Source organism: Arthrobacter bambusae, assembly GCF_022606295.1.
Taxonomy (GTDB): Bacteria; Actinomycetota; Actinomycetes; order Actinomycetales; family Micrococcaceae; genus Arthrobacter; species Arthrobacter bambusae_A.
Genome location: NZ_JAHHZS010000003.1, coordinates 32,292 through 49,556 on the forward strand (window position 1 = coordinate 32,292; position 17,265 = coordinate 49,556).

Below are 17,265 nucleotides of genomic sequence, written 5' to 3' on the forward strand. Positions count from 1 at the left end.
CTGCTGACAGTCTACTGTGGCGGCGCGCCGCCTTGCAGTGCATGGGTCCCTGCGGCTTTTTCCAATCGCCCTGCCAGGGTGCGGGCGTACTCCTTGAATTCCTCGGGAGAAATGATCTCAAAGTCCATGTCCAGCGCTGCGAGGTGTGCCGCCGGCTGCGCCAGGCTGTCCCAACCGGCGCGGAGCAGGGTGGCCTTCCCGCCGTCGTCGCTCAGGCTCGCGAGCTGTGGGCCGACGACGGCGGCCACCTCGCCGATCGGGGCATGGAGGCGCACGACGACGTCGTAACGGTAAGGCGAGCGGGTCACGGAGCGCTGGACATAGTCCGCGAGGTCCTCGGCAGGCAGGGGGCGCGGCACGTACTTCTTCCGTTCCGCCGGAAGCGTGGCGATGCGGTCGGCGCGGAACGTGCGCCAGTCTTCCCGGTCCACATCCCACGCGACGAGGTACCAGCGCCGCCCGGTGTCCACCAGCCGGTATGGCTCCACGAGACGCCGGCTGGCCTCGCCGTCAGCCTTGACATAGTCGAAACTGAGTTGCCGCTTGTCCGTGATCGCCGCGGAGACCACCGTGAGCTGCTGGGGGTCTACCGACGCCGCGTTGCTGGGCAGTGTGGTGACCGCGGCCTTGAGCATCGCGAACTTCGGGCGGAGACGTGAGGGAAGCACCTGTTCGAGCTTGGCAAGCGCGCGAACCGATGCTTCGCCGATACCGGCCACGGGACCCGCCGCCACCGAGTTCAGCCCCAGGGCGACGGCGAGAGCTTCATTGTCGTCCAGCAGCAGCGGCGGGAGCTGCGCCCCGGCGCCCAGTTGGTAACCGCCGGCTATCCCTGGCGAGGCGTGGATGGGGTACCCCAGGTTCCGGAGCTTGTCGATATCGCGGCGGACGGTGCGCTCCGTGACACCCATCCGTGTGGCCAATGCCGGGCCGGTCCATTCACGCCGGACCTGCAGCAAGGACAACAATTGCAGCAGCCTCGCGGACGTCTGGATCATGCCATTGAATCTAGCCCAGGATGCGGACAAAAGTCGTCCGTGTTGAGGGACAGGCTGTCGTTAGTACGAGCGCAATGTCCAGCATGAGTTGTCAGGCAGGTCCCGCGCGGTCCAAGGCTCCGAACGGTCGGGGGGAAGGTGGCCGCGGCCGTCCCGAAGGACCGCTGAGATGGAAGCGGCTGCGGTGATGATGAGGATGATGAACAGCAAGGCTCCGATGAATTCCATGACTCCATCGTGTTCCGGGTTAACCTCAAGAAACAGTGGCAGAAACGACCCATTTAGGCAATTTTCTGCCACACTGGATCTATGTTGAAAACAGTGGCGATCATTGTTGTTCCCAACTTCTCGATCTTCGAATTCGGGACCGCCTGCGAGGTCTTCGGCATTGACCGCGCGGACCGGGGGAGTGGCGTTCCCGCCTTTGACTTCAGGGTCTGCACTCCCCTCCCTGGAGACGTGAAGATGAAATCCGGGCTGTCAATGAACGTTGGCCTGGGCCTTGAAGCCACGGCCGATGCCGACCTGGTCATCATGGCCCCGTACGGACGGGATGAGGACGTGCCGGAGCCCGTGTTGGAAGCTCTGCGGGCGGCGCATGAACGGGGTGCCTGGGTCATGTCGATCTGCTCCGGCGCTTACGCGCTTGCGCGCGCAGGGCTCCTTGACGGGCGCCGCTGCACCACGCACTGGCACTATTCACAGGACCTCGCCAACAGGTATCCGCAGATTCACGTCGACGAAAATGTGCTCTACGTCCAGGACGGAACGATCATTTCAAGTGCCGGCACCGCCGCCGGCATCGACGCCTGCCTGCATCTGATTCGCGTCGAGCTTGGCGCCAACGTTGCCGCAGCCATCGCCCGCGACATGGTGGTTCCTCCGCACCGCGACGGCGGCCAGGCCCAGTTCATCGACCGGCCCATGCCCACGTGCGGCTCCGCGCCCATGGAGGCCTTGCTGCGCTGGATGGTGGAGAACCTTGAGCGGGACCACAGTGTCAACGAATTGGCGGCCCGCCTGCACATGTCTGCCCGGACGTTCGCACGCCGTTTCCGTGCAGAAACCGGGGCCACACCGGCGGCGTGGCTCAACTCGCAACGCGTGCTCCGGGCGCAGGAGCTTCTGGAAACCACCGAGATGAACATTGACGAAATTGCGCGCGAGGCCGGATTCGGACATTCCGTGCTGCTGCGTCACCACTTCGCCAAGGTCCTGGCCACGAGTCCGCAGTCGTACCGGAGGGCTTTCCGCGGCCAGTTGGCGGAGGTTGGCTAGCGGCGGAGGGTCTCGTGTCCCTCTACCTTGGCGTTCTCCACGAGGGTGTGCCACGGCCCGGTGACTTCGGTCTCGGGAAGCGTGGCCCGGTGTTGTCCGGCGCGGATTGAATACATGAACCTGTCGGCTTGCCTGGCTGCTTTCCCGGTTGTCCCCGCAAGCGCTTGTTCGCTGGCGCGACCGCGGGATGGCACCTGGTCCCAAGGACAGGCCTCCACGATTGGCATCCAGCGCTGCTTATCTTCCGAGGTGGCGGCGTCCACGGTCCAGACGCGGGTGATCGCGGCGACGCCACCGCTGCGCTGGACAGTGATTTTCATGTTCTGCGGCTTCCACTGCTCTGGAGGGTATTGCTAGAGCTTTACCTTCACAGTTTCCCATGCCTTACGGACTGCGTCATGCTCGCGTGAACCGGCGCCGAAGAGTTCCTCCGCCGACGCGGCCGTGGCTTTCGCAAAGCGGCCGAACGTGCAGGTGGCGGGCAGTGAGCCGCAGGTCAGCGTGTTGTACCAGATCTGTCCCGGAGCTTCCCAGGCATTGCCACCCAGCTCCAGGGCAAGAAGGGAGAACGCCCGGTTGGGGATGCCCGAATTGATGTGGACACCGCCGTTGTCCGCGGTGGTGCGGACGTATTTGTCCATGGAGTCCGGTTGCGGATCCTTGCCGAGAACGTCGTCGTCATACGCAGTACCGGGTGCTTTCATGGACCGGAGGCCGGTGCCGTGGACGGCGTCGGTGAACAAGCCCTCGCCGATCAACCAGCTGGCCTCGGCAGCAGTCTGCTTCCTGGCATACTGCTCCACGAGTGCCCCGAAAACATCCGACATGGATTCGTTGAGCGCTCCGGCCTGGTTCCGGTAGGCGAGTGCTGCCGTGTACTGGGTGACGCCGTGGGCGAGCTCGTGTCCGATCACGCTGAGCGACTTGGTGAACCTCTGGAAGATCTCGCCGTCGCCGTCACCGAAGACCATTTGGCCGCCGTTCCAGAAGGCATTGTCGTACAGCTCGCCGTAATGGACGGTGGCGTCGAGTTTCAGGCCGGCGCCGTCGATCGAATTCCGGCTGAACGCCTCCGCATAAAGGGCGTGGGTTCCGCCGAGTCCGTCGTAGGCTTCATCGGCGGCGGCGTCGCCCGTCGCCGGGCCTTTCTCCTTGCGGACCGCCTTGCCCGGCAAGGCTTCGGTGGAGCCGGCGTCGTAGATGGTGCGCTTGGGCGGGCCGGGCTTCGCCTGGCGCGCAGTGGGCACCAGGGCCGGCACCGGAAGCGAGCGGACCGCTTGGAGGTTCTTGATGTGGAGCAGGGATTCCTTGGCCGCCCGCGCAATAACGCGCAGGCGGGGCTCATGTTGGGCCGCCAGCCTTCGCAGCATGTACGGCGGAACGATGGAACAGATCACGGCGAACCCTTTCGTACCTCGTGGACGGGTACGAACAGCTTAGGAGCGGCCACCGACTTTTTAGCCGGCCCGCTGCGGCATGTCCCGGATCACGACGGCGGGTGGGCCCCGTGCGGGCACGCCGACTGGTCTGTAACCCAAAACCGGCAACGCGGCCGGGCAAAGAAAAAACCCCGCCGGTTCCTTGAACTGGCGGGGTTTTTCTGTTGTGCCCTCGATAGGATTCGAACCTACGGCCTTCTGCTCCGGAGGCAGACGCTCTATCCCCTGAGCTACGAGGGCATCCGGGGCTCCCGTCCGTTGCCGGAGGGACGTCCATGAGCTTAGCAGGTCACCGCGCCGCAACGGAAAACGGGTGCGGGCGAGCCGTCAGTAGCCCGCGAAAGCGTCCACATGGATTCGTCGGACTCCGGCGTGGCGGGCGGCCGAGCGAAGGGCGTCCACGTTTGCCGGAGACCCGGAGACGTACACGTCCCGTTCGGCCACATCGGGGATGAGCGCCCGCAGGGAGTCGCCATCGATGCGGCTCCGCCCGGCGTCGTGCATGAACGACGGCGGGAGGGAACCGTCCGAAAGCCGGGCGATGACCCGTGCCCCCGAGGCCTCGAGGACATCGCACCCGGCGAGTTCGGCGGCGCTGGGGGCGAGATACAGCACGATGATGTCCCTTCGTGCTGAGTCGCCGGCAGCCAGCTGGGAAAGGAAAGGTGCAATCCCGATTCCCGCCGCGATGAACAGCAAGGGTTTGCCGGCGTCGGGCGGGAGGACGAAGTCGCCGCCCACGGCGGTTCCATGGACGCACTGTCCAGGCTCAAGCGCGAGCAACACGCGCTTGGCTGCCGAGACGGGTTCCGCCGTGCCGACGCCGAATGTCATCTCGGGCGAGTCAGGCGCGCTGGTGATGCTGAACACCCGTCGCCGCCCTTTGCCGTCCGAGCGCGAGTGCGGAAGGTTGAGCTCCATGAACTGCCCCGGAAGGAAGCGGACGGGCCGTCGTGGCTCAAAACGGAACTCGGTGGTGAAGGGGGTCAGGGGACGCGAGCCCTTGAACGTCAGCACGATTCCGCCCCGCTGCCCCACAAGGAACGCGAGGAGGTTTCCAATGAGCAGAGCGAGTTCCGGCGAGTTGGCGACGCCCGCCACGTTGTAAGGCACCGCGAACAACAAGGCCACGACGGCGGCCAGCGCCACCTGCTGCCAACGGCGGGGAGGCAAGGTAAGTGGTTCGGTGAGCATGAAGCCGACGAAAAACAGAAGCGGCTGCTGCGCGATCGGTTGCCACACGGCGGGTCCGAAGGTCATGCCGCCCCGCAGGAGCAAGACGCACACCACCGAGACCGCCACCACCAGGAAAGTGCAGGCCATGAGCACCTTCAGCGTCCGGTACAGCACCAGCAGCACGCCGGGCACCAGGAGCCACAGCATGGCCGGGGTTGCTGCCCACCACGTGGCGATGTTCAAGCCGGTGAGCCCCGCGATGAAGGCGCCCGCGGCGGCGGGATTGAAGATGTGCCGCCCGCGGAAGGCCAATACATACTTCGTTGCCGAGGCCAGGACGCACGCCACGGCGACTCCGGCGAGATCGAGGACCTGGACCGAGGGAACCAGCTCAGTGGGCCAGAACAGGAAGTACAGCAAAAGGCCCGTGATCAGCGAGGACTCCGAATGCGGCCGGACCTGGAAGAGCATGGCCACGAGCCGGTTGGACGCGTACGTCAGGCCCAGGCACAGCACAAGGTGGACCAGCATTTCAGGCAGCCCGAAGGTGAGCCAGCCCAGCGCGTTCAGCACCAGGCTGTACACCGCAAGCACGCCAAGGACCCAAAGAATCAGCCGGTACATCGTGAAATGGCCGAGCCAGGCATCCACGCGCGCTTTGATGGCAATCATGTGAACAGTGTCCCTTCGAAGCCGGCCGAATAGGCGGCATGTCCGTCCGAATAGACCTTGAGCCAGGAGAATTCGAAGTCTGTCTCCAGCACCGGCGGATCAACCATGAAGAGTGCTGTGGCCAGGGCATCGGCTTCCATTGCCGTCGCAGCCGTGGTCCACGTGGCCACGACCGTCTCGATGGGGCGCCCGGTGGCGCCGTCGAGGACATGGTGCAGGCCGTCGCCCCACGTCCGGCGGTTGGCGGCGGAAGCGCACAACGCGCCGTCGCGCAGTTCGACGACGCCGATCGCCTGGGTGGGGTCGTAGGGGTGTTCGAGGGCCACGCGCAATGGTTCCGTGCCGGAATGGAGCATGTCGCCGCTCGCATCGACCAGGAACTCCGCGGTTCCCGCTCCGCGCAGGACCGAGGCCAGAAGGTCCACCAATTGGCCCTTTCCCGCAGCGCCGATGTCCAGGACCACGGGAGCGGAAGCGGAGATCGACGTGCCGCTCCATACGAGGACGTCTTCCCAACGCGGCGCCGGCACCGGATGGCCGAGGGGCCGCAAAGCGTAGTCTGCGCCATAGCCCAGGCGCTCGAGGCTGCTGCCAATGAGCGGAGTCATGGCACCGTTGCTGAGGTGGTATAGCTTTTTGAAAAGCTGTTCCAGCTTGCCGGCCCCGGCCGGAAGGGTGACGGTGCCGGGTTCACGGGCGAGCACTGCAATCAGGGAGTCGTCCCGGAAACGCGAGTAGCTTCGGTCGAAGTCCTCCACGACGCCGAGCAAGCCGGCGCGCACCCGCTCCGGGAGGTCCTCCGGCGTCGAGATTTCCCACGTGGTCCCGATGCCGTCGAAGCTGAAAACGCTCCAGCCCGTGAGCGTCATGCCGCTATTTGGCCTCGGACTTGATGGTTTCCACGGCCTTGTTGAATCCTTCGCTCGTCAGGGAGGAGCCCGCTACTTTCGAGACGTTGATCTCGTCCAGTTTCTTGCCGACAACCTGCGCGGCGATGCCGTTCTTGAACTGTCCCTGGAACTCCTGGGTGTTCGGGTTGTTGGCATGGACGGTGATGTCCACAGCGGAAATGGTGTTGCCGGCCAAGGTCAGTTGAACGCCGACGGTTTCGCCGCCGTTGGGTGAAATGTAGTCACCGTCCGCACTATAGGTTCCGTCCTTGTACGGGCCGGAAATCGAGGAGGTCTTCTGCGGGGTGCTGCCTTGGGCCGAAGGGGCGCAAGCTGCCACCGAACTGGCCAGGGTGAGGCCGGCGGCGCCTACCAGGAGGCCCTTGCGGAGTGGCGTAGTCATGGTTCTGCTCGTTTCAACTGGACTCGAAAAGGGTCAATGCATAGTGCTCCAGGCCGTGGGCCGATCACACGATTGACGTTGATTTCAGCCTATCGGTTCAGTCTGGGAGCTCTACTGGGCGAAGCTGGGCGTCGGCTGGGTGCGCGCTGGTGCCCGCATGTGCGCATTGCCAAGCATAAGAATTCCACCAGTTGCAAGCCCCACCGGTAGGCTAGACGGGTGACTCCCGAAGAACTCTCAGCCGCCATATCCGCCTGCCTGAAAGACGCTGTCGCCGCTGGCGAGCTTGCGCTTTCCGAATCTGCCCTCCCCGAGGACGTGCGCGTGGAGCGACCCAAGAACCGGGAGCACGGCGACTGGGCCACCAACATCGCCTTGCAGCTTGCCAAGCAAGCCGGGACCAACCCGCGGGAATTCGCCACGATCCTGGGCAAGCGGCTCGAAGCGATCGACGGCGTCACCGCCGTGGACATCGCTGGCCCCGGCTTCCTTAACATCACCGTGGACGCGGCCACCGCCGGCGCGCTGGCCAAGGTCATCGTCGAGGCGGGAAGCTCCTACGGAACCAACCAGGCGCTCGCAGGCCATGTAGTCAACATGGAATTCGTCTCGGCCAACCCCACGGGGCCGCTGCACATCGGCCACACGCGATGGGCCGCGCTGGGCGATTCCATCGCCCGCGTCCTCCGCGCCTCCGGTGCGGACGTCACCGCGGAGTACTACATCAACGACGCCGGCTCGCAGATGAACGTTTTTGCGAACTCGGTGCTCTCCCGCCTGCACGGACGCGGCGTTCCGGAGGGCGGCTACCCGGGCGAGTACATCCGGGAACTCGGCGACGAGGTCCTCAAGGCCCACCCGGCAATCCGCGAGCTGACCGACGAGGCAGCGCTGCCGGTCATCCGCGCCGCCGCCTACAAGGCCCAGATGAAGGACATCAAGGACACCCTGGCCGGATTCGGCGTGGCTTTCGATGTCTTCTTCTCCGAGCAGGAACTGCACGACGGCGGCGCGATCGAATCCGCCGTCGCCCGCCTCCGGGAACAGGGCCACGTGTTCGACGACGGCGGGGCAGTCTGGCTGCGCACCACGGACTTCGGCGATGACAAGGACCGCGTGATGATCCGTGCCAACGGGGAACCCACGTATTTCGCCGCCGACGCCGCGTATTACCTGTCGAAGAAGGACCGCGGCTTCACGGAGAAGATCTACCTGCTCGGGGCCGACCATCACGGCTACATCAACCGGCTCAAGGCCATCGCCGCCTGTGCGGGCGACGATCCCGAGGTCAACATCGAGGTCCTGATCGGACAGCTGGTGTCGGTCAACGGCGCCAAGCTGTCCAAGCGCGCCGGCAACATCATCGAGCTCAAGGACCTTATCGAGTGGCTCGGGAAGGACGCTGTGCGTTACTCGCTGGCGCGCTTCCCCGCGGATTCGCCGCTGACACTGGACCCGGAGCTGCTGAAGAAGAACAGCAACGAAAATCCTGTGTTCTACGTGCAGTACGCGCACGCCCGTTCCCGGGGAACGGCACGCAACGCGATCGACGCCGGCGTGGACCACAGCGCGTTCGACGCGTCGCTGCTGGACCACGCGACCGAAAACGAGCTGTTGTCCTACCTCGGCAGCTACCCGTCCATCGTGGCCAAGGCCGCGGAGCTCCGCGAGCCGCACCGTGTGGCCCGCCACCTCGAGGTCATCGCCGGTGCCTACCACCGCTGGTACGACGCCTGCCGCGTTTCGCCGCTGGGCGATGAAGCCGTCCAGGACGTCAACCGCACGCGGCTGTGGCTCAACGACGCCACGAGCCAGGTGCTGGCGAACGGACTTGAACTCCTCGGCGTTTCAGCTCCGGAACGGATGTGATCAGCGTGCAGAACAACGCCCCCGCCTCGCCCCTTGCGCCCGGATGGCTCGCCGTGCCGGAAGACCTGAACGCGCTGCACGCGCCGATGTGGGCCGAAGGTGTCCGGAGGAACGACGACGGCGAACTCGCCATTGATGGCGTTCCCGTCAGCGAACTCAAGGCTCAGTTCGGCACCCCGCTGTTCGTCATGAGCGAAGGCGATTTCCGGGCCCGTGCCCGCTCCTTCAAGCATGCCTTCGACGAAGCTTTCGAGGACATCTGCGGGGGAGTGGATGTCTATTACGCCGGAAAGTCCTTCTTGTGCACTGCCGTGGCCGCCTGGGTGGCGGAAGAAGGCCTGCGCCTGGACACGTGCTCCGGGGGAGAACTCGCCGTCGCGGCGCGCGCCGGCATCGACGGTGCCCATCTGGGACTGCACGGCAACAACAAGTCCGACGCCGAAATCAACCGCGCACTGGACATGAAGCTCGGCCGCATCGTGGTGGACAGCCTCGATGAGCTTGAGCGGGTTGCCAAGGTAGCCTCCGGCCGCGGCGAGACGGCGAAGGTCATGCTGCGGCTGACTCCCGGCGTCCACGCCCACACCCACGAATTCATTGCCACGGCCCACGAGGACCAGAAATTCGGTCTCTCCATGGCCGGGGACACTACCGAGTCGGCCGGCCTTTCGGCCGCCGAAGAAGCCGTCGCGGCGGCCACCTCGTACTCCAACGTGGAACTCCTGGGCCTGCACTGCCACATCGGTTCCCAGATCTTCGAGCCCGACGGCTTCGCCCTGGCAGCCGAGAAGCTGCTGGGATTCCTCGCAGCGATGCAGGCGAAGTACTCCATCGTCCTGCCGGAACTGGACCTGGGCGGCGGCTACGGCATCGCCTACACCCCGGTGGACACCCCCCGCCCGCCTGCCGAGATCGCGCAGGCGATGGCCGCCGTCGTACGCTCCACGTGCGCTGGGCTGGGGATCACCCCGCCGCGCATTTCGATCGAACCGGGCCGCGCGATCGTGGGCACCAGCACGTTCACCTTGTACGAGGTGGGAACGCTGAAAACTGTTCGAGTGGACGCACCCGCGGGTGCCGAGGCCAAAGAAAACGTTACGTTCCCGCGCCGCTATGTGTCGGTGGACGGCGGCATGAGCGACAACGCCCGTCCGGTGCTGTACGACGCGGATTATTCGGCCATTCTCGCCTCGCGGGCCTCGGGTGCCGCCCCGCAGCTGTCCCGAGTAGTGGGCAAACATTGCGAGAGCGGCGACATAGTTGTTAGAGATGTATATCTGCCCGAAGACGTGGCAGCCGGTGATCTGCTCGCTGTACCGGGAACCGGCGCTTACTGCTGGGCCCTCTCAAGCAACTACAACTATCTGGCCAGGCCTGGCGTTGTCGCTGTGCGCAATGGATCCGCCCGGCTGATCGTCCGCGGGGAAACCGAAGAAGATCTCTTGAACCGCGACATGGGAGTGGCGAATGTCTGAAGTGCGAACCCTGAAGGTGGCCCTGCTGGGCTGTGGCAATGTCGGGGCCCAAGTAGCGCGGATTCTCCTTGACGACGCCGACGCCCTTGCGGCCCGCACCGGCGCGCGCTTGCAGTTGTCCGGCATCGCCGTGCGAAACATCGATTCAGAGCGCGACGTCGAACTGCCGCGCGAACTGTTCACCACCGACGCCGATACCCTGGCCAAGGACGCCGACCTGGTGATCGAGCTCATGGGAGGCATCGAACCGGCCCGTTCGCTCATCCTGACTGCCATGCAGAATGGTGCCTGCGTCGTGACCGGGAACAAGGCGCTCCTGGCACAGGATGGCCCGACGCTCTACGAAGAAGCCGACAAGGCCGGCGTCCAGCTCTCGTATGAGGCCGCCGTCGCCGGAGCCATTCCGATCCTGCGCCCCATCCGCGACAGCCTCTCGGGCGACCGCATCACCCGGGTCCTGGGCATCGTCAACGGCACCACCAACTTCATCCTCGACCAGATGGACAGCACCGGTGCGCAGTTCGCCGACGCGCTGGCCGAGGCCCAACGCCTCGGATACGCTGAAGCCGACCCGACTGCCGACGTCGAAGGCCATGACGCCGCGGCCAAGGCCGCCATCCTTGCGTCGTTGTCCTTCCACACGCGCTTCGCGCTCGAAGACGTCTACTGCGAAGGCATCACCAAGGTCAGCGCGGCTGACATTGCCGCCGCGAAGGAAGCGGGCTTCGTCATCAAGCTTCTCGCCATCGCCGAGAAGATCACCAGCGCAAACGGCGACGACGGCATTTCGGTCCGCGTCCACCCCACCCTCCTGCCCCGCGAACACCCGCTCGCAGCAGTCCGTGGTGCGTTCAACGCAGTCTTCATCGAAGCCGAGAATGCCGGCGAGCTGATGTTCTACGGCCAGGGCGCCGGCGGAACCCCCACGGCGTCCGCCGTCCTGGGCGACCTCGTTTCGGCCGCCCGCCGGGTGGTGCTCGGCGGTCCCGGCCGCACCGAGACCACCACCGGCTACGTGCCCGCGCTGCCGATCGACGCCTCCACGACGAGCTACTACATCGGCCTCGACGTCGCCGACCAGGCCGGAGTGCTGGCCCGGATCACCCACATCTTTGCGGAGAACGGCGTGTCGATTGAGATCATGCGCCAGACAATCCACCGCGACGCCGGCTCGAAGGTTGAGTCGGCCGAGCTGAAGATCGTCACCCACCGCGCATCCGAAGCCGCACTCGCGGCAACCGTCGAGGCCGTCAAGGGCCTGGACGTCATCAATTCTGTGACATCCGTCCTGCGGGTAGAAGGGGTCTAAGTGGCTCACCAATGGCGCGGAGTAATCCGCGAATACGCTGATCGTTTGCCTGTGACGGAAGCCACGAAGGTCATTACCCTCGGCGAGGGCGGAACCCCGCTGGTCCACGCGCAGAAGCTCTCCGAACTCACCGGTTCCACGGTCTACCTGAAGGTGGAGGGCATGAACCCCACCGGATCCTTCAAGGACCGCGGCATGACGATGGCCATGACGGCGGCTGTCGAAGCCGGCGCCAAGGCCGTTGTCTGCGCCTCCACGGGCAACACCTCGGCCTCCGCCGCGGCCTACGCCACGGCCGCCGGGCTGAAGTGTGCCGTGCTCGTCCCCGAAGGCAAGATCTCCATGGGCAAGCTCAGCCAGGCCATCGCGCACGGTGCCACGCTCCTGCAGGTGGACGGGAACTTCGACAATTGCCTGGACATCGCCCGGAAGCTCGGCGAGTCCTACCCGGTGTTCCTCGTGAACTCCGTCAACCCGGCGCGCATCCAAGGCCAGAAGACCGGTGCCTTCGAAATCGTCGACGCCCTCGGAGACGCTCCGGACATCCACGTCCTGCCGGTCGGCAACGCGGGCAACATCAGCGCGTATTGGAAGGGCTACAAGGAGTACTCCGCGCCCTTCGAGTCCGCAACGGCCGGCACCCTTCCCGCCGTCTCCACCAAGACTCCGGCCATGTGGGGATTCCAGGCGGCAGGCGCGGCTCCGTTCGTGGCAGGCCACCCCATCACCGAACCGGACACGATCGCCACGGCCATCCGCATCGGCAATCCGGCATCCTGGGACACTGCCATCGCGGCACGCGATGAATCCGGCGGCTTCATCGACGCCGTGACCGACGAGGAAATCCTCGATGCCCACCGCTGGCTCTCCGCCAAGGAAGGCGTCTTCGTGGAACCCGGTTCCGCCGCAGGCGTCGCCGGCCTCATCAAGAAGCACGCGGCCGGCGAGGTTCCCACCGGAAAGACGATCGTCATCACGGTCACCGGTCACGGACTCAAAGACCCGCAGTGGGCCCTCCGCACCGAAGACGGAAGCGACGTCCAGCCGGTCAAGGTACCGAACGACGTCGTGACCGTGGCATCCGAACTGGGACTGGAAGAAAACTAAGAGTGGAAACCACGCAGCCCACCGCGACGGGTCTCAAGCTTGTCGCGGCAGGCCAGCAGCTGACCGTCAGGGTCCCGGGCACCAGCGCCAACCTGGGCCCGGGCTATGACAGCCTCGGCCTGGCATTGTCGATCTACGACACCCTGACTGTCGAAACGCTCAGCACCGGAGAGCTCGAGTTCGAGCTCTCCGGCGAGGGATCCGAGTCCCTCCCTCGCGATGGCAGCCACCTCGTAGTGCGTGCGCTCACCATGGCCCTGGAACGCCTCGGTTTCCGGCACAGCGGCCTCAAGATCACCGCGGACAACGTCAATCCGCACGGCCGTGGACTTGGCTCCTCGGCGTCGGCCGTGGTTGCGGCCGTTACCGCTGCCAACGCCTTGGTCCCCGAATCCGCCCAGCGCGACCGCGAATGGATCCTGCAGCTCACGAGCGAGATGGAAGGGCACCCGGACAACGTCGCACCCGCGATTTTCGGCGGACTGGCCTTGTCGTGGCAGGACAGCGAGCAGTACAGCAGTACCCGTGCGGAGGTGGTCCCGGCGGTCATCCCGATCGTGGCCGTCCCCGACTACGAACTGTCCACGGAAACCGCCCGCGGGCTGCTGCCCGCTTCCGTCGGCCACCACGCGGCAGCGATGAACGCAGGGCGTGCCGCCCTCCTGGTCCACGCCTTGACGTCCGATCCCCGTTTCCTGCTTCCCGGGACCGAGGACTACCTGCACCAGAGCTACCGCGCAGAGGCAATGCGGCCAAGTGCGGCGCTGATCAAGGCATTGCGGTCTGCGGGACATGCGGCTGTCGTTTCGGGAGCGGGTCCCACCGTTCTGGCGCTGGCCAACGGCGCGGACGAAGCCGGGGCGGTTGCCGAATTGATTAAAACGTTCACCGCGGACAACACACCGGACGTTGCGTGGCGCGTGATGACACTGGCAGTGGACGTTGAAGGTGCTAGAGTGGACTTGCACCGGCGGTAGAACCGCGGGCAGTTCCCTGACATTGGATCCCGGCTAGATGCCGTTCCCGTCTCCTACTGTGTCGAAGTCTGCCGGTGTCGTCTCCTTATCGGCCTGTCGCAGGTGCCACAGAACCCTTTCTGTTACCCGGACCGTCAGCCCGCGCCCCGCCCGCCGGAGCATCGAAGACGTATTAGTATCCGGCCCTGCTGAAACTAAACCGGCAAGACCGAAATCACGGCTGCAGATCTGAACTGCAGTCCAGAACAAATCATCGCGTCCAGCTCCAGGTCTGGACGCCGTCGAGGGGGAAGGATCCTTCGTGACAGAAACCACTGAGCTGGCTTCAGCTGTGGACACCACATCTTCTGCAGCTGAATCAACGGCCGCAACCGCTAAGAGCAGCGGCCTTGCAGGCCTCAAGCTCGCGCAGCTCCAGGCTCTCGCCAGTCAGCTGGGCATTTCGGGCGGATCCCGGATGCGCAAGGGGGACTTGGTTTCGGCGATCTCGGCCCACCGCGCCGGTGCAACCACCAGCAAGGCTCCTGCCGCGGCCAAAGCCGTGGCAGCGAAGGCCGCGCCTGCATCCCCGGAAGCCGAGACCCCTGCCGCACCTGCCGCAGCATCCACCGAAGCCGCCGCGCAGGATGGCACCCGGGCACGTGGCCGTGGCCGTAGCCGCCGCGCCACGAGCGACGGCGTTGTTGCCGCTCCCGCCGCCGCGGAAGCCGCGGACGCTCCCGCCGTCGTCGTCGAGGCTCCTGCAGCTCCTGCCGCCGAAGCAAGCGAGGCCGCCGGCGAACGCCGCCAGCCGCGCACGCGGAACCGTCGTCGTGGCGAGGCCGTTGCTCCCGTGGAGGCCGGTGAAGCCGGCGAGACCCGCGCTGCCGAGCAGCCGCAGGCCGAACAGCCCCGCACAGAACAGCGCCAGGCAGAACAGCGCCAGCCCGAGCAGCGCCAGGCCGAGCAGCGTCAGGCACAGCCGCGCCAGGGCGAACAGGCCTCGGCCGACGCCGGGGAATCCGGCCAGCGCGAACGCCGCGACAACACCCGTACGCGTCGCGAAGACACGAACGACGGCGATGACAGCGGCAACCGTCGCAATCGTCGCAATCGTCGCGACCGCAACGACCGTCCGGGTCCGCAGGACAACCGCGACAACCGTGACAACCGCGATGGAAACACCCGCAGCGACCGCTTCCGCGACCGCAACGAGCGTCGCCGGGGCCGCGGCCAGGGCCCGGACGTCGACGACGTCGAGGTCACCGAAGACGACGTCCTGCTGCCGGTTGCCGGCATCCTGGACGTACTGGAGAACTACGCGTTCATCCGCACCTCTGGCTACCTGCCCGGTGCCAACGACGTGTACGTGTCCCTCGCCCAGGTCAAGAAATACAACCTGCGCAAGGGTGACGCCGTCGTCGGCGCCATCCGCGCCCCGCGTGACGGCGAGGACCGCAACCAGCAGTCTGCGCGCCAGAAGTTCAACGCGCTCGTCCGCGTCACGTCGGTCAACGGCAAGACGCCCGAAGAGCTCAAGGACCGTGTCGAATTCGCGAAGCTCGTCCCGCTGTACCCGTCCGAGCGCCTGCGCCTCGAAACGGACCCCAAGAAGATCGGCCCGCGCGTCATCGACCTCGTGGCCCCGATCGGCAAGGGCCAGCGCGGCCTGATCGTCTCCCCGCCGAAGGCCGGTAAGACGCTCATCCTGCAGTCCATCGCGAACGCGATCACCACCAACAACCCTGAGGTCCACCTCATGATGGTGCTGGTTGACGAACGTCCCGAAGAAGTCACGGACATGCAGCGCACCGTCAAGGGCGAGGTCATTGCCTCCACCTTCGACCGTCCCGCCGACGACCACACCACGGTTGCCGAGCTTTCCATCGAGCGCGCCAAGCGACTCGTGGAAATGGGCATGGACGTGGTGGTCCTCCTGGATTCCATGACCCGCCTGGGCCGCGCCTACAACCTGGCAGCGCCGGCCTCTGGCCGTATCCTGTCCGGTGGTGTCGACTCCGCTGCGCTCTACCCGCCGAAGCGTTTCTTCGGTGCTGCGCGCAACATCGAAAACGGTGGCTCGCTCACCATCCTGGCAACCGCGCTCGTGGAGACCGGTTCCAAGATGGACGAGGTCATCTTCGAGGAGTTCAAGGGCACGGGCAACATGGAGCTCCGCCTGTCCCGCCAGCTGGCGGACAAGCGCATCTTCCCGGCCGTGGACGTCAACGCTTCGGGTACCCGTCGCGAAGAGAACCTGCTTTCGGCCGAAGAAGTCAAGATCATGTGGAAGCTGCGCCGCGTCCTGTCCGGACTCGAGACCCAGCAGAGCCTTGAACTCCTGACCAACAAGATCCGGGAGACCGGGAGCAACGTCGAGTTCCTCATGCAGGTACAGAAGACGACTCTTGGAGCCAAGTCGGATAACGACAAGTAGCTGTTTCAGGGGCGGGCGCTGGTTCGTTCGTGCGGTTGATTCCGCGCGGATGTTCAGCTCCCGCCCTTTCCCGTTGCAACGCGGGGTCACTTACGGCCCGTGCCGGGGGTCAAGATGGGCCGGAAGTGACCCCGCGTCGCAGTTATTAGACTTGTAGAAGTCGAAAGAGGTTTGAAAATGTTTGAGTCCGTACAGGGATTGCTTGACGAACATGCCGCCATCCAGGCGCAGTTGAGTGATCCTGCCGTTTATGCCGACCAGGCTTTGGCCCGCAAGTTGGGGCGGCGCTCGGCCCAGTTGCAGGGCATCGTTGAGGCGTACAACCGTTGGCGCGGGCTCATGGACGATCTCGAAGCAGCCAAGGAAATGGCTTCCGAGGACGCCGAATTTGCTGCCGAGGTAGACGAAATCGAGGCGAAGCTTCCGGCAGCGCAAGAGAAACTGCGCAGGCTGCTGATCCCGCGCGATCCCGACGACGCCCGCAACGTCATCCTTGAGGTCAAGGGCGGCGAAGGCGGCGACGAAGCTGCGCTCTTCGCCGGAGACCTGCTGCGCATGTACATGCGCTACGCGGAGTCGCGCGGCTGGAAGACCGAACTCATCTCGGCCACGGAATCAGACCTGGGCGGCTACAAGGACGTCCAGATGGCCGTCAAGGGCAACTCGAACGATCCCGCAGAAGGCGTCTATGCCCGCTTGAAGTTCGAGGGCGGCGTGCACCGCGTCCAGCGGGTTCCCGTCACCGAATCGCAGGGCCGCATCCACACTTCCGCCGCCGGTGTACTCGTGCTCCCCGAAGTGGATGAGCCCGAAGAGCTCGAAATCAACCAGAACGACCTGAAGATCGACGTCTACCGGTCCTCGGGCCCCGGTGGCCAGTCCGTCAACACCACGGACTCGGCAGTCCGCATCACGCACCTCCCTACGGGCATCGTGGTGGCCATGCAGAACGAAAAATCCCAGCTGCAGAACCGCGAAGCCGGCATGCGCGTCCTCCGTGCCCGCATCCTCGCCCACCAGCAGGAGCAGATCGACGCCGAGAACTCGGCCCAGCGCAAATCCCAGATCCGTACCATGGACCGTTCCGAGCGCATCCGGACGTACAACTTCCCGGAAAACCGGATTGCCGACCACCGTACCGGCTACAAGGCCTACAACCTCGACGCCGTCATGAACGGCGACCTGGAACCGGTCATCCAGTCGGCCATCGAAATGGACGAACAGTCGCGCCTGGATGCCCTGGGCGAGTAGCAGCC

The 17,265-nt window shown here is 65.4% G+C and carries 15 protein-coding genes and 1 tRNA gene; 8 read left to right on the forward strand and 8 right to left on the reverse strand.

All coding sequences use genetic code 11. From position 1 onward, the window contains the following. Positions 1–11: 11 nt before the first annotated feature. Positions 12–998 carry a helix-turn-helix transcriptional regulator gene (locus KNN17_RS02700; RefSeq protein ID WP_241707393.1) on the reverse strand — a complete coding sequence of 329 codons (987 nt, stop codon included), beginning with the start codon at positions 996–998 and terminating at the stop codon, positions 12–14. Between the two features lie 60 nt (positions 999–1,058). Beyond that, complete coding sequence (locus KNN17_RS02705; RefSeq protein ID WP_241707394.1) at positions 1,059–1,226, reverse strand: hypothetical protein; 168 nt, start codon at positions 1,224–1,226, stop codon at positions 1,059–1,061. Between the two features lie 81 nt (positions 1,227–1,307). On the opposite strand from KNN17_RS02705, the gene KNN17_RS02710 reads away from it, so the two are divergent. Next, the gene (locus KNN17_RS02710; RefSeq protein WP_241707395.1) at positions 1,308–2,276 is read left to right on the forward strand and encodes a GlxA family transcriptional regulator; all 969 of its coding nucleotides are present in this window, start codon (positions 1,308–1,310) and stop codon (positions 2,274–2,276) included. Here KNN17_RS02710 and KNN17_RS02715 read toward each other — a convergent pair. From KNN17_RS02715 to KNN17_RS02740, 6 genes are all read right to left on the reverse strand, one after another. Next, positions 2,273–2,596: a protealysin inhibitor emfourin gene (locus KNN17_RS02715; RefSeq protein WP_241707396.1), complete on the reverse strand. Its 324-nt coding sequence runs from the start codon at positions 2,594–2,596 to the stop codon at positions 2,273–2,275. The genes KNN17_RS02710 and KNN17_RS02715 overlap by 4 nt on opposite strands. A 33-nt stretch (positions 2,597–2,629) precedes the next feature. After that, positions 2,630–3,646 carry a M4 family metallopeptidase gene (locus tag KNN17_RS02720; RefSeq protein WP_241707523.1) on the reverse strand — a complete coding sequence of 339 codons (1,017 nt, stop codon included), beginning with the start codon at positions 3,644–3,646 and terminating at the stop codon, positions 2,630–2,632. 236 nt (positions 3,647–3,882) lie between these two features. Then, positions 3,883–3,955, reverse strand: a tRNA-Arg gene (locus tag KNN17_RS02725). A gap of 87 nt (positions 3,956–4,042) precedes the next feature. Continuing rightward, the gene (locus KNN17_RS02730; protein ID WP_241707397.1) at positions 4,043–5,563 is read right to left on the reverse strand and encodes an FAD-dependent oxidoreductase; all 1,521 of its coding nucleotides are present in this window, start codon (positions 5,561–5,563) and stop codon (positions 4,043–4,045) included. After that, the gene (locus tag KNN17_RS02735) at positions 5,560–6,432 is read right to left on the reverse strand and encodes an FAD:protein FMN transferase (protein WP_241707398.1); all 873 of its coding nucleotides are present in this window, start codon (positions 6,430–6,432) and stop codon (positions 5,560–5,562) included. Before KNN17_RS02735 ends, KNN17_RS02730 begins: the two co-directional genes overlap by 4 nt. A 4-nt stretch (positions 6,433–6,436) precedes the next feature. Continuing rightward, positions 6,437–6,856, reverse strand: coding sequence for an FMN-binding protein (locus KNN17_RS02740; protein ID WP_078108462.1), 420 nt, complete (start codon positions 6,854–6,856; stop codon positions 6,437–6,439). 219 nt (positions 6,857–7,075) lie between these two features. Between KNN17_RS02740 and argS the strand changes: the two genes are divergently transcribed. The 7 genes from argS (at position 7,076) to prfA (ending at position 17,260) form a co-directional block, all read left to right on the forward strand. After that, complete coding sequence (argS, locus tag KNN17_RS02745; RefSeq protein WP_241707399.1) at positions 7,076–8,725, forward strand: arginine--tRNA ligase; 1,650 nt, start codon at positions 7,076–7,078, stop codon at positions 8,723–8,725. A gap of 5 nt (positions 8,726–8,730) precedes the next feature. After that, a complete protein-coding gene (gene lysA / locus KNN17_RS02750; protein ID WP_241707400.1) occupies positions 8,731–10,200 on the forward strand; it encodes a diaminopimelate decarboxylase in 1,470 nt (489 codons plus the stop codon). After that, positions 10,193–11,509 carry a homoserine dehydrogenase gene (locus KNN17_RS02755; protein ID WP_241707401.1) on the forward strand — a complete coding sequence of 439 codons (1,317 nt, stop codon included), beginning with the start codon at positions 10,193–10,195 and terminating at the stop codon, positions 11,507–11,509. The genes lysA and KNN17_RS02755 overlap by 8 nt, the downstream gene beginning before the upstream one ends. Continuing rightward, a complete protein-coding gene (gene thrC / locus KNN17_RS02760; protein WP_078108465.1) occupies positions 11,510–12,616 on the forward strand; it encodes a threonine synthase in 1,107 nt (368 codons plus the stop codon). Between the two features lie 2 nt (positions 12,617–12,618). Next, positions 12,619–13,593 carry a homoserine kinase gene (thrB, locus tag KNN17_RS02765; protein WP_241707402.1) on the forward strand — a complete coding sequence of 325 codons (975 nt, stop codon included), beginning with the start codon at positions 12,619–12,621 and terminating at the stop codon, positions 13,591–13,593. Between the two features lie 301 nt (positions 13,594–13,894). After that, positions 13,895–16,009, forward strand: coding sequence for a transcription termination factor Rho (gene rho / locus KNN17_RS02770; RefSeq protein ID WP_241707403.1), 2,115 nt, complete (start codon positions 13,895–13,897; stop codon positions 16,007–16,009). Between the two features lie 177 nt (positions 16,010–16,186). Further along, positions 16,187–17,260, forward strand: coding sequence for a peptide chain release factor 1 (gene prfA / locus KNN17_RS02775; RefSeq protein ID WP_028264759.1), 1,074 nt, complete (start codon positions 16,187–16,189; stop codon positions 17,258–17,260). The last annotated feature ends 5 nt before the right edge of the window (positions 17,261–17,265 follow it).

What these genes read in the sequence shown, in the direction of transcription:
- KNN17_RS02700 (WP_241707393.1), bottom strand. Translation starts at nt 998, where the DNA reads ATGATCCAGACGTCCGCGAGGCTGCTGCAATTGTTGTCCTTGCTGCAG.
- KNN17_RS02705 (WP_241707394.1), bottom strand. Translation starts at nt 1,226, where the DNA reads ATGGAATTCATCGGAGCCTTGCTGTTCATCATCCTCATCATCACCGCA.
- KNN17_RS02710 (WP_241707395.1), top strand. Translation starts at nt 1,308, where the DNA reads ATGTTGAAAACAGTGGCGATCATTGTTGTTCCCAACTTCTCGATCTTC.
- KNN17_RS02715 (WP_241707396.1), bottom strand. Translation starts at nt 2,596, where the DNA reads ATGAAAATCACTGTCCAGCGCAGCGGTGGCGTCGCCGCGATCACCCGC.
- KNN17_RS02720 (WP_241707523.1), bottom strand. Translation starts at nt 3,646, where the DNA reads ATGCTGCGAAGGCTGGCGGCCCAACATGAGCCCCGCCTGCGCGTTATT.
- KNN17_RS02730 (WP_241707397.1), bottom strand. Translation starts at nt 5,563, where the DNA reads ATGATTGCCATCAAAGCGCGCGTGGATGCCTGGCTCGGCCATTTCACG.
- KNN17_RS02735 (WP_241707398.1), bottom strand. Translation starts at nt 6,432, where the DNA reads ATGACGCTCACGGGCTGGAGCGTTTTCAGCTTCGACGGCATCGGGACC.
- KNN17_RS02740 (WP_078108462.1), bottom strand. Translation starts at nt 6,856, where the DNA reads ATGACTACGCCACTCCGCAAGGGCCTCCTGGTAGGCGCCGCCGGCCTC.
- KNN17_RS02755 (WP_241707401.1), top strand. Translation starts at nt 10,193, where the DNA reads ATGTCTGAAGTGCGAACCCTGAAGGTGGCCCTGCTGGGCTGTGGCAAT.
- prfA (WP_028264759.1), top strand. Translation starts at nt 16,187, where the DNA reads ATGTTTGAGTCCGTACAGGGATTGCTTGACGAACATGCCGCCATCCAG.